Below are 12,215 nucleotides of genomic sequence, written 5' to 3'. Positions count from 1 at the left end.
TATATCCGCACGTATACTAGGGCGCATGCCTTTCCGCGCGCTCCTGATGCGGTTGTTCCTGGTCGTTGCCTTGCTCGCCAACGGTCCGGGCATCGCTGGCGCGTCCATGCACATGGAGCACGTGCGCGACTCCGCCGGTGACGTCACCTCGGCACCGACAGCAGCCGAGGCCATGGCGGCCTGCCATGGAGGAGCAGCGGCTGCTACGGGGGCCAATGAACACCATCACCCCCAGGCCACTGACGAGGCCGGAGCGGTATCGCCGTGGGACGACTGCTGTGAGGCGGGTAATTGCTGCCCCTGTATGCACCATTGCGCAGCGGCGCTCGCCGGGTCGGCACTCGCCGATTTCACCATCCGGTACCGGCGCACCGCCGAACCGTTCCTGTCGGTGCACGCGTCCGCGGCCCTGACCAATCTCTTCCGACCTCCGATCGGCTAAGTGTCCCTGCGCGCCTTCCGAGGCGCTGATGGATCCTGTCCGCTGCTCCGCACTGACAGGGTAACGCTCGTCCCGCGAGCCTTCGACCTTTCCCGGAGTTCCCATGTCATCCGATTCTTTCGGCCGTGCCGAGGGGCTGTCTGCCCCGTCGCGCCGCCGCTTCGTCCAGGGCCTTGCTGTTGGCGGGGCCGTCGCAACCTTGGGCCTGTGGCCCCGTTCCAGCTGGGCCGTCAAGGCCGAGGGCCTGCCCAACGTGCTCTCGGGCACCGAATTCGACCTGACCATCGGCGAGACGCCGATGAACTTCACCGGCGCCACGCGCCCCGCGATCACAGTCAACGGATCGATTCCCGCACCCTTGCTGCGCTGGCGGGAAGGCACCACCGTCAACCTGCGGGTCCGCAATGCCCTGCCCCGCGGCTCGATCCATGGCGAGCAGGCGTCGATCCACTGGCACGGCATCCTGCTGCCGGCCGACATGGACGGCGTGCCGGGACTCAGCTTCGACGGCATCGACCGCGGCGAGACTTACCAGTACCGCTTCAACGTCGTACAGGGCGGCACCTACTGGTACCACAGCCACTCCGGTTTCCAGGAGCAGGCCGGTCTCTACGGGCCGCTGGTGATCGAGCCACTCGAGCCCGAGCCCTTCGCCTATGACCGCGATTACGTGGTCATGCTCAGCGACTGGACCGACCTGGATCCGCAGCGTCTGTTCGCCCGGCTCAAGAAGCGGTCGGATTTCGACAACTTCTCCAAGCAGACCGTGGGCGACTTCTTCGCCGACGTGAAACAGCACGGCCTGGCCGCCACGGTCGAAGATCGCAAGATGTGGGGCCAGATGCGGATGACACCGACCGACCTGTCGGACGTCAACGGCAACACCTACACCTACCTGTTGAACGGCACGACCTCGCTCGGCAACTGGACCGGACTGTTCCGGTCCGGCGAGAAGGTACGCCTGCGCTTCATCAACGGGTCCGCGATGACCTACTTCGACGTGCGCATCCCGGGCCTGAAGATGACCGTGGTCGCAGCCGATGGCCAGTACGTGCATCCGGTCACGGTCGACGAATTCCGCATCGCCACCGCCGAGACCTTCGACGTCATTGTCGAACCGACCGGGCAGGATGCGTTCACCATCTTTGCCCAGGACAGTGGCCGTACCGGCTACATCAGCGGCACGCTCGCCGTCAGGCAAGGGCTGCGGGCTCCCGTGCCCAACGTCGATCCCAAGCCGATTCTCACCATGGACGACATGGGCCACGGCGGAATGGGTGGCGGCGGCCATGACATGTCTTCGATGTCTCACAGCGCAATGGCCGGTGGTGCAACCGGCGGCATGGATCACAGCGGTCACGACATGTCGGCGATGGCTGGAGGCGCAATGGCCGGCGGAAGCATGGCCGGCATGGATCATGGCACCGGCGGGAGCATGGCCGGGATGGACCACGGTGCCGGCGGGATGCAGGAGCATCCAGCCACCGAAACCGGCAACCCGCTGGTCGACATGCAGACGATGGCCCCTGTGCCGAGACTCGATGATCCGGGCATTGGCTTACGCGACAACGGCCGACGCGTACTGACCTACTCCGATCTGCGCAGCACGTTCCCCGACCCCGACGGGCGCGCGCCCGGCCGCACGGTCGAGCTGCACCTGACCGGTCACATGGAGCGTTTCGCCTGGTCGTTCAACGGAGTGAAGTTCGCTGATGCCGAACCGCTGCGCCTGAACTACGGCGAGCGCATGCGGATCGTGCTGGTCAACGACACGATGATGTCGCACCCGATCCACCTCCACGGCCTGTGGAGCGACCTCGAGGACGAGTCCGGCAACTTCATGGTGCGCAAGCACACCATCGACATGCCGCCTGGTACGAAGCGGGCCTTTCGCGTGCGCGCCGACGCGCTGGGTCGCTGGGCGTTCCATTGCCACCTGCTTTACCACATGGAAGCCGGCATGTTCCGCGAAGTGCGGGTGGAGGAATGAGCGCCATGATCGGTTCCAGCCGCCATCCCCTGGCCATCGGCCTGGCCTCCGCACTGTGGCTTGCCGCTGGGTTCGCGCCCGCGTGGGCGCAGGAGACAGACCACGCCTCGCACCATCCGGAAGCGAAGCCGGCTCCAGCTGCGACACCATCGTCACCTGAGCCTGTTGACCCACACGCCGGCCACCAGCCGACTCCGACAGACACGATGTCCGATGATCACGGGGCCATGGACCACGGCTCCATGAAACATGGGGCCGCGGACACTGCCGGCAGCGATCACTCCACGATGGATCACTCCACGATGGATCACTCCACGATGGATCACTCCACGATGGATCACTCCACGATGGACCACTCGGGGATGGACCAATCCACGATGGACCACTCCGAGATGGATCACTCTGGCATGGACCACGCGTCGATGGGCCATCAGCCTGGTGCCAGCCAGGATCTTCCGGCGACCGCGGAGCCGCACGAGCCCATCCCTGTCCTCACCCCGGCCGATCGCGCCGCGGCATTCAAGAACCTCGACGACCACGTGATACACGGCGAATCGATCAACTCGTACTGGTCGCTTGACCGGCTCGAAGCGTGGGACGCGGATGAGGACGGCACCGGCATGGCTTGGGAAGCGAAAGCCTGGGTCGGCTCAGATTTGAACCGGCTTTGGCTCCGCAGCGAGGGCGAGCGTGCGGGCGGATCCACCGAGTCGGCGGATGTGGAAGTCCTGTACGGCCGGGCCATCGCCCGATGGTGGGATGCAGTCGCCGGTGTCCGACATGACTTCGGCTTTGGCGGCGGCCCGTCGCGCACTTATGCCGCGCTCGGCGTCATCGGCCTTGCCCCGTACAAGTTTGAAGTCGAAGCGACCGCGTACCTGGGCGAGTCCGGCCAGGTCGGGCTTGGGGCGGAAGCCGAATACGAAATGCTGTTCACCAACCGGCTGATCGGCCAGTGGCTCGTCGAGGGCGAAGCCTGGAGCAAGGACGATCCGGCGGTTGGAATCGGCAGCGGACTGAGCAAGGTCGAAGCCGGTTTCCGCCTGCGCTACGAGTTCCATCGGCAGTTCGCTCCCTATGTCGGCGTCGTCTGGGAGCGTGCCTACGGCGGAACGGCGGACCAGCGTCGCGCACGGTCCGGGGACGTCGACGACACCCGGGTCGTGGCCGGCGTCCGAATCTGGTTCTGATGGGAGAACACACATGCAACCAAAGACACGCAAGCGTGTTTGGTTGATCGGGGTTCCGCTGGTTCTCGTGGCGGGTACGGCGGGCTTCATCTGGGGCGGCGTGTACAACGTCGCCGCCGATGACATGCACACGAAGCCCGTGCATTTCCTGCTCGAAACCGCACGCGAGCGCTCCATCGTGTCACGTGCGGGACGGCTGGACGTGCCGTCGGGCCTAGACGATCGCACACGGATCGTCCAGGGCGCGGGCAACTATGCGGCGATGTGCGCTGGCTGCCACCTGGCCCCGTCGATGGCCGAAACCGAGTTGAGCCAGGGCCTGTATCCCACGCCGCCGGACCTCAGTAAACACAAGGTCGACGTGGCCAAAGCGTTCTGGGTGATCAAGCACGGGATCAAGGCCAGCGGCATGCCCGCCTGGGGCAAGAACATGAGCGACGAGTACATCTGGAACATGGCCGCGTTCCTGCAGGTGCTGCCCACGCTCGACGCGACTGCGTACAAGGAACTTGTCGACAGCAGCGAGGGCCATTCGCATGGCGGCGGCGAGACGCAAGGCCACCATGACGACGAAAAGGCCGAGGATCACCCTGCCCCATCCGAGCCGGGCAACAACTCCATGCCGCATGCGCACCCGCCGGGCGTGGACGACGATCACCACGGCCCGACACTCAGCGACACGGGCTTCGGGTTGGTGGACCACCGCCATCCCAACGGCAAGGTGGAGTCGCACCCTGCACCACACACGCCCGTGGCCGGTGACGGCCATGCACACACCCATTGATCTCCTTGGAGCCCGCGCAATGAACGCAACAGCAATCTCCTTCACCCTGGCGCTGGCACTGGCCGTCGTGTCCCCCGCAATGGCGCAGGCGACACCGTCGCACGCACATCGCCCCGCTGCCGCGCCATCTGCGGACGTCGACGTCCCAGCCACTGCAGAGGCCGCGGTCGCCGTGGCGGAACGGTTCAACACCGCCCTGTCCAGCGGCGACCTGGCCACGGTCGAAGCCCTGCTCGCTGCCGACGTTCTCATCCTCGAGTCCGGAGGTGCAGAACGCAGCCGCGAGGAATACATGGGCCATCACGCAGTCAGCGATGCGGCGTTCCTCAAGGGCGCCCATCGCCAGCTGCTCCGTCAGCGTGCACGAACCGCTGGCGAGTTCGCGTGGGTCGGAACCGAAAGCGAGCTGCACGCCCAGAAGGACGGCAAGCCACTGACCGTCCAGAGCACCGAAACGATGGTGCTGAAGCAGACCGCCGACGGCTGGCGGATCGTCCACATCCACTGGTCCTCGCGGACCAAGCGCTGAGTCGAGAGTTTGAAATGACTACGCTCAGATTGCACCGCCTGACTTTTGTGGTCCTTGCCGTGGCTGGTCTGGGTGCTTGCACCCAGGATGCTTCATCCGCGCAACCCACAACCTCGCCCTCCGCACAGGTTGTCGTCCAATCAGCCGACGCGACTCCAGCAGCCCTGCCACGCATGACCGTCCACAAGACCCCGACCTGCGGGTGCTGCGGTGCCTGGATCGACCACGTGCAGAAGGCGGGCTTCACCGTGGATGTGCACGACATGGATGACCTGGGGCCGCTCAAGGAGCGGCTGGGTGTCCCCTATGCAAAGGGCTCCTGCCACACGGCCGAGATCGGCGGATACGTCATCGAAGGCCACGTCCCGGCCGCGGACATCAAGCGTCTCCTCGAAGAAAAGCCGGACGCACGCGGCCTGGTCCTCCCAGGGATGCCGCTTGGTTCTCCCGGCATGGAGGTTCCGGAGGGGCGACAGCAGCCGTACACGGTCGAGCTGGTCCATCGCGACGGAACCACTGAACCGTTCGCACAGCACTGATCCGTCGCAGCAACAGGGGGCGGTGTTGCGGGCGCGCCGATTCTCGCCCGCAAGGAAGAAGGAGAACCACATGACTCACCATTCCGCCGCACACCGGTCCCAGGCCATGAACGAGTGCATCGACAACTGCACGCAGTGTCATGACATCTGCCTGGAGACCATCAACTACTGCCTGACCAAAGGAGGTGCCCACGCGACCCCAGAGCACATTGCACTACTTGCGACGTGTGCCGATATCTGCGCAACCAGTGCCGACGCGATGCTGCGCGGTGCCAGCGCTCACGACGTGGTTTGCGGTGCCTGCGCGGAGATCTGCCGCCAGTGCGCCGATGCATGCGACGCCATGAACGACCCGGAGATGGCGCGCTGCGCCGAAGTTTGTCGCCGTTGCGCGGAAAGCTGCAGCGCCATGACGGCTTGACGCGTCGAGGATCCCGCCTGAGCGGCGGGATCCTCATCTCAAATATCAAAAGCCGACCAACCGTGGTTTCGGTGACAGCCCGACACCTAACGCTTGTCGGATCCAACACAGCACGGCGCCGAACGGGGCTTTGCATCACATTCGCAATGAGGATTTATCCCTATGAAATCGTCAAACGTCATCCGCTCGTTCGCGCTCGTCATCGCACTGGCAGCAGGACAGTTTTCGCTGCAGGTCGCGCACGCCCACGCCGCGCTGCAGCAGTCAACACCGGCCGCAGATGCGGTGGTGGCTTCGCCAAGCCAGATCGATCTCGTCTTCAACGAAACGCTGATTCCGCGAGCGTCGCGGCTCAAGCTGGTCATGAAGCACGGCAGCTCCACCATGCCGATCGAGAATTTCACGACCGAGATCGTCAACAACGGCAAGACCCTGCGTGCCAAGTTGCCCCAGCCGCTGGCTCCAGGCGTCTATACGGTGGAATACCGCGCCGTCGGTGGTGACAATCACCCCATGCCGGGCAGCTTCAGCTTCACGGTGCGCTGAGGAGTCGCGAATGTTCGACCTGTCGGCTTACGCACTGAGATTCCTGGAGTACCTGGTTCTCATGCTTCTTTTCGGCGTCCCACTGTTCGGTTGGTACGGTTTGCGTCGACCGGCACTCGCCCACGCCCTGGCCGGGTGGCCATTCATGGGCGTTCTGTTGGTGAGTGCCGCCGTCGGTCTCGTGCTCACCGGGGCCGATGTCGTCTTCAAGACCGCGGGCATCATGGGAATGCCGATTGCCGACGTTGATCGCGAATCGCTCGGCTGGTATCTGTTTGATACGTCCGCAGGCCGCGCAGCCATGGCGAGAGGCGCGCTGCTGATCGCCATGGTGTTTGTACTCGGATGGCATCGTCGTCGCGGGAAGGTGGAGGCCGCCTTCCCGTTCGCGGCGACGCTGGCGGGCGGCGCCCTCGCCTCGCTGGCATGGAACGGCCACGCCGCCGCTGGCGAGGGCGTGGCAGGCGCGGTCCGGCTCTCTGCGGGCCTCGTCCATCTTCTCGCTGCAGGCGGCTGGATCGCAGCGGTCCTGATGTTCCTGGGAATGCTCCTGCGCGGCAAGGGCGCTGCGGGCAACGGGCGTCTGCGATCAACGCATGACTTCCTGCGTGGATTCTCGACGCTTGGAACGATTTTCGTTGCTGCGCTCATTGTGTCCGGCATCGCGCATTACGGTGATCTCACCGCGTGGTCATTGTCGACGCTGGTCCAGAGCACCTACGGAAACCTGTTGCTGTTCAAACTTGCCCTGTTCGGCGGAATGCTGGGCCTGGGAGCAATGCACCGATGGACGCTGGTGCCGCGCCTTGAACGGGCGCTGGCCGGCGGAGATCCCTCGCAGGAGGTGCGAGCCTTGCGGCAGAGCGTTGCGGCCGAGGCTGCGCTGGCGATCCTGATCCTCATTGTCGTTTCAGTGCTCGGGACGCTCAGCCCCGCTTGACCATACCTTTCAACGACACACACGCTGGCAGGCCTAACTGGTGCCGCCTGTACGTCTCCGACGCACCCGAGAACCAGGTGCGACCGCACACGTTGCCGTAACTGTCGCGGTGCAACGCTTTCCAGGATGGTTGACGTCGGGTGGGACACTGTTCCGGAAACACTAGGAGAAGCAACATGGCACACGCTGTTAAAGGGACAGATCACAAGCACGCCGAGGGCAGCGGGCGTCCCTATCTGCTGTTCTGGATCAACATGGTGCTCGGTCTCGCGGTGATGTACATCGTCATGTTTTCGATGATCGATGGTGTCCGCGACTTCCGGAACAACCTGAACATGTTCTACATGGCACTGACCATGTGGGCTCCGATGGGGATCTTCATGCTCGCCACAATGCCTGGCATGTTCCCCAAGAAGGGCCTGAACATGGCGCTTTACGCAATCTTCGCCGCAGTGACGCTCGGCTCGTTCGGCGCCACGCGCGCGCAGGTGCTTGTAGATGACCGTCAGTTCATCGACTCGATGATCCCCCATCACTCAGGTGCGATCCTCATGTGCCGGGAAGCCAGACTGCGTGACGCCGAACTGCTCGCGCTGTGTGACGACATCACCAAAGCGCAGCGCTCCGAGATCGACCAGATGGAGAGCATCAGATCCCGTCTCGACTAGGCCGAGGATCTGCCTCCATCTGCTGCCCGGTGTCCGAGAAAAATGCCGCCCGGCCTCGCTCCAGAACTCGCCAAACTCCGGCGCCGAGACCGGCAGCCGCATGATGGCACTCGACAATGTGCCGCCGGCGCTGTCCAACTTCGAAACGCGCGGTCCATGACGTTGATCACCGGAGCCGGTTTCGGTCGACCGATCGTCTTACAGACAGCGGTCCAGAGGCCAGCGAGCTGATTCAACAGCCGCAATCGCCATCCGCACGATGGCAGTGCATGAGCTGGCTGCGCGGTAGCGACCTGCCGAGCTGCCGGGCCTTGACCTTGCCATCGTGGGAATCTTTAAGCTGGGCTTCCCGCGCATATTCCAGGGATAGTTCCATGACTTTCGTCGCCACCCGACCGGTCGCCAATCCACCCAGCTCCGCCGTCTCCCGCCTGAGCCTGCCAGTCGAGGGCATGACCTGTGCCTCCTGCGTTGGCCGCGTCGAGCGGGCGCTGAACGCGGTCCCCGGAGTGCAGGCGGCCGCGGTCAATCTCGCCACCGAACGTGCCGACCTCACCTTCTTTGGCCTGGCCGATCCACGGGCTGCGGTTCGCGCCATCGAGAGTGCCGGCTACACGGTGCGCGAAGAGACCACCGAGCTCGCGATCGAGGACATGACCTGCGCGTCGTGCGTGGGCCGGGTCGAAAAGGCGCTCGCACAGATCCCGGGCGTGCTCGAAGCCAACGTCAACCTGGCGACCGAGCGCGCGCGGGTGCGCCACCTTGCCGGGGTCGTTTCCACGGCGGACCTTGAAGCGGCGGTCGAACAGGCGGGTTACAAGTCCCGCCGCTTGTCCGTCGATACGGCAAGTGCAGGCGATCATGACGCCGAGCGTCGTGAGAGCGAGGCACGGGGGCTGCGGCGGGCTTTGACCATTGCCGCCGTCCTCACCTTGCCAGTCTTCATCCTCGAGATGGGGTCCCACCTGATTCCCGCCATGCATCATTGGGTGATGGGGGTCCTGGGTCAGCAGACGAACTGGTATATCCAGTTCGCGCTCGCCACCCTCGTGCTGTTTGGTCCGGGGCTACGCTTCTTCCGCAAGGGCGTACCAGCGTTGCTGCGCGCTGCCCCCGACATGAATTCACTGGTCGCGGTTGGCACGGCGGCCGCGTACGGCTATTCAGTCGTCGCGACCTTCGTCCCCGACGTGCTGCCCCCGGGCACCGCCAACGTCTATTTCGAGGCCGCCGTGGTCATCGTGACCCTGATCCTGCTCGGGCGCTCGCTGGAGGCGCGCGCCAAGGGGCGAACCTCACAGGCGATCAAGCGCTTGGTCGGACTCCAGGCCAAGACCGCGCGCGTCGAGCGCAACGGCGATACGGTCGAAATTCCGCTCGATCAGGTGGCGACCGGTGACGTCGTGCTGGTTCGTCCGGGCGAGAAGATTCCGGTGGACGGCGAGGTCGTCGAGGGCGCCTCCTATGTCGACGAGAGCATGATCACCGGCGAGCCGGTCCCCGTATCGAAGGGGGTGGGCGCCGATGTCGTCGGAGGCACGATCAACAAGACCGGCGCTTTCAGTTTCCGCGTGACGAGGATCGGCGCGAACACGGTGCTCGCGCAGATCATCCGCCTGGTCGAGGAAGCGCAGGGTTCCAAGCTGCCGATCCAGGCGCTGGTCGACAAGGTCACCATGTGGTTCGTCCCGGCAGTGATGGCCGGGGCCGCGCTGACCTTCCTTGTTTGGCTGGCCTTCGGACCGGAGCCCGCGCTGTCCTTCGCGCTCGTCAATGCGGTCGCGGTGCTCATCATCGCCTGTCCCTGTGCCATGGGGCTGGCCACGCCGACCTCGATCATGGTCGGGACGGGCCGCGCGGCCGAGCTCGGCGTTCTCTTCCGCAAGGGCGAGGCCTTGCAGGCGCTGCGCGATGTGAGTGTCATCGCGCTCGACAAGACCGGCACGCTGACCAAGGGGCGCCCGGAGCTGACCGACCTGGTGCCTGCCGAAGGCTTCGAATACAACGAAGTCCTGGCGTTTGTCGCCGCGGTCGAGACCCGCTCCGAGCACCCGATCGCAGAAGCGATCGTCGACGCCTCCAAGCAGCGGGACATCACGCTCGCACCCGTCGGGGGCTTCGAGGCCACGCCGGGTTTCGGCGTGTCGGCCAAGGTCGCCGGTCGCACCGTCGCCGTCGGCGCGGACCGATTCATGACGCAGATCGGTATCGATGTGTCGGACTTCCTGCCTGTCGCCCAGCGTCTCGGCGACCAAGGCAAGAGTCCGCTCTATGCCGCGATCGACGGCCGGCTGGCGGCGGTGATCGCGGTGGCCGACCCGATCAGGGAGACCACGCCCGAGGCGATCAAGGCGTTGCATGCGCTGGGACTCAAGGTCGCGATGATCACCGGCGACAATGCCGCGACGGCCGCGGCGATCGCCAGGCAGCTCGGCATCGATGAAGTCGCGGCCGAGGTCTTGCCCGACGGCAAGGTCGCGGCGCTGAAGAAGTTCCGGACCAATGGCGCGCGGGTCGCCTTCGTGGGCGACGGCATCAACGACGCGCCGGCGCTGGCCGAAGCGGACGTCGGGCTCGCCATCGGCACGGGAACCGATGTGGCGATCGAGGCCGCCGACGTGGTGCTGATGTCGGGCGACCTGCGCGGCGTGACGAATGCCATCGCGCTCAGCCGAGCGACGATCCGCAACATCAAGCAGAACCTGTTCTGGGCTTTTGCCTATAACGCCCTGCTGATCCCGGTCGCGGCGGGTGCGCTTTACCCGGTGAACGGCATGTTGCTTTCGCCGATCTTCGCTGCGGCCGCGATGGCCCTCTCCAGTGTCTTCGTGCTCGGCAACGCGCTCCGGCTCAAGCGCTTCCAGGCTCCCATAACGATCGAAACCCGTACGGGGATGCCCCAGAGCGGGGCGGCATTGCCCAATCCGCGCCAGGCAATCGAACATTGATCCCAAGACACGGTGCCGCCTGACTGAACACCAAGACAGGATCGATGTGGCGGACGCCGGCCTAGCGTGTCGAACCAAGCATCCTTGGGTGACCAGGAAAAGAGAATGATGAATATCGGTGAAGCAGCCAAGTTTTCAGGCGTGTCGGCGAAGATGATCCGCTACTACGAACAGATCGGCTTGATCCCCAAAGCTGCGCGCTCTGAGGCCGGCTACCGACACTACAGCACGCCTGACGCTTATAGCCTTCGCTTTATCCGTCGCGCACGAGACCTTGGCTTCTCTGTCGAACAGATCGCAGAACTGCTGGTCTTGTGGCGCGACCGTGACCGCGCAAGCGCCGACGTCAAGGCGATGGCGCTTTCCCATGCCGCCGGACTGAAGACGAGAATCGCCGAGCTGCAGGCGATGGTGCAAACGCTCGAGCATCTGGCCGACCACTGCCACGGGGATGACCGACCGGAATGCCCGATCCTTGCGGATCTGGCCGAGCCAACAGCGGCGGAGTCGCGTTCGCAGGGTCCACATAGGACGCCTCGGTTTGGGGCCGACACGCCCGCCTCCTCGCGTAACCGCGGCGTCAGATGACTCATTCGTGGTCGGACGTGCATTCGCAAGAGTTCTCGGCGCCGTTGTCGGCCAGCCGTGAGCAGCTTGCAAACATTCTGCTGATAGCCGATTGACCTTGCCACGCTGTCAAACCCCATATTGATCCGACACCACAGTCGATCAGGAGATCAAGATGCTTCGTTTCCACATTCCAAACATGACATGCGGCGGCTGCGCCAAGTCCGTCAAGAAGGCACTGCTCAGTGTGGACCCCCAAGCCCGCATCGAAACCGACCCACCGACGCGTCAGGTGAGGGTCGATAGCGACATGGACGGGGGCGCGTTCCTCTCAGCGCTCAGTGAGGCTGGGTACCCGGACGAGCGATCAGCCTGAAGCTGGTTCCGGCCGCCGCCGGCGCGCGCTACTCGCGCTCGGGGATCCCGCTGAGCCCGATGGTTGCGGCGCTCGCCATGAGACTGAGCTAGGTGTCGGTTGTGGCCCGCGCGCTTCGCCTGGCCGGGTCGGCTCCGGTTTCGGCGACTGGACCGCCCAGCCTTTTGCAGACACCCGCAGGCCATAATTCATGGCTACAGCAGAGGTGTTCATGAGCAGCAAGCGATACACGGATGAGTTCAGGGCGGAGGCGGTGAAGCAGGTGCTCGAGCGGG

General features: G+C 64.8%; 13 protein-coding genes. All 13 read left to right on the top strand.

All coding sequences use genetic code 11. The features are described from left to right. Window positions 1–46 precede the first annotated feature (46 nt). The 13 genes from LDO11_RS15235 (at window position 47) to LDO11_RS15170 (ending at window position 11,940) form a co-directional block, all read left to right on the top strand. Entirely contained in the window at window positions 47–442 is a 396-nt protein-coding gene (locus tag LDO11_RS15235; RefSeq protein WP_232142287.1) for a CopL family metal-binding regulatory protein, read from the top strand. A 103-nt stretch (window positions 443–545) separates the two neighbouring features. Then, window positions 546–2,432, top strand: a complete 1,887-nt coding sequence (locus LDO11_RS15230) for a copper resistance system multicopper oxidase (protein ID WP_232142286.1) — start codon at window positions 546–548, stop codon at window positions 2,430–2,432. A gap of 5 nt (window positions 2,433–2,437) precedes the next feature. Then, on the top strand, window positions 2,438–3,622 hold the full coding sequence (locus LDO11_RS15805; RefSeq protein ID WP_305068862.1) for a copper resistance protein B: 1,185 nt from the start codon (window positions 2,438–2,440) through the stop codon (window positions 3,620–3,622). 13 nt (window positions 3,623–3,635) lie between these two features. Next, window positions 3,636–4,406, top strand: a complete 771-nt coding sequence (locus LDO11_RS15215) for a c-type cytochrome (RefSeq protein WP_232142285.1) — start codon at window positions 3,636–3,638, stop codon at window positions 4,404–4,406. Between the two features lie 19 nt (window positions 4,407–4,425). After that, the gene (locus tag LDO11_RS15210) at window positions 4,426–4,935 is read left to right on the top strand and encodes a nuclear transport factor 2 family protein (RefSeq protein WP_232142284.1); all 510 of its coding nucleotides are present in this window, start codon (window positions 4,426–4,428) and stop codon (window positions 4,933–4,935) included. A gap of 14 nt (window positions 4,936–4,949) precedes the next feature. Next, window positions 4,950–5,474: a DUF411 domain-containing protein gene (locus LDO11_RS15205; RefSeq protein WP_024867864.1), complete on the top strand. Its 525-nt coding sequence runs from the start codon at window positions 4,950–4,952 to the stop codon at window positions 5,472–5,474. A 70-nt stretch (window positions 5,475–5,544) separates the two neighbouring features. Further along, window positions 5,545–5,895 carry a four-helix bundle copper-binding protein gene (locus LDO11_RS15200; RefSeq protein WP_232142283.1) on the top strand — a complete coding sequence of 117 codons (351 nt, stop codon included), beginning with the start codon at window positions 5,545–5,547 and terminating at the stop codon, window positions 5,893–5,895. A 162-nt stretch (window positions 5,896–6,057) separates the two neighbouring features. Beyond that, complete coding sequence (gene copC, locus LDO11_RS15195; protein WP_146384950.1) at window positions 6,058–6,441, top strand: copper homeostasis periplasmic binding protein CopC; 384 nt, start codon at window positions 6,058–6,060, stop codon at window positions 6,439–6,441. Between the two features lie 10 nt (window positions 6,442–6,451). Then, the gene (copD, locus tag LDO11_RS15190; RefSeq protein ID WP_162375426.1) at window positions 6,452–7,381 is read left to right on the top strand and encodes a copper homeostasis membrane protein CopD; all 930 of its coding nucleotides are present in this window, start codon (window positions 6,452–6,454) and stop codon (window positions 7,379–7,381) included. Window positions 7,382–7,557: 176 nt separating this feature from the next. Continuing rightward, window positions 7,558–8,049 (top strand): DUF305 domain-containing protein, encoded by a 492-nt coding sequence (locus LDO11_RS15185; protein ID WP_232142282.1) that lies wholly within the window; start codon window positions 7,558–7,560, stop codon window positions 8,047–8,049. A gap of 374 nt (window positions 8,050–8,423) precedes the next feature. Then, a complete protein-coding gene (locus tag LDO11_RS15180; RefSeq protein ID WP_232142281.1) occupies window positions 8,424–10,997 on the top strand; it encodes a heavy metal translocating P-type ATPase in 2,574 nt (857 codons plus the stop codon). A 108-nt stretch (window positions 10,998–11,105) separates the two neighbouring features. After that, window positions 11,106–11,585 carry a Cu(I)-responsive transcriptional regulator gene (gene cueR, locus LDO11_RS15175; RefSeq protein ID WP_133321319.1) on the top strand — a complete coding sequence of 160 codons (480 nt, stop codon included), beginning with the start codon at window positions 11,106–11,108 and terminating at the stop codon, window positions 11,583–11,585. A 154-nt stretch (window positions 11,586–11,739) separates the two neighbouring features. Next, window positions 11,740–11,940, top strand: a complete 201-nt coding sequence (locus LDO11_RS15170; protein WP_100322961.1) for a heavy-metal-associated domain-containing protein — start codon at window positions 11,740–11,742, stop codon at window positions 11,938–11,940. Window positions 11,941–12,215: the final 275 nt, after the last annotated feature.

Origin of the sequence: Alterluteimonas muca (assembly GCF_021191595.1) — a bacterium.
Lineage (GTDB): Bacteria > Pseudomonadota > Gammaproteobacteria > Xanthomonadales > Xanthomonadaceae > Luteimonas > Luteimonas muca.
This window is presented reverse-complemented; position numbering and strand designations above follow the sequence as displayed.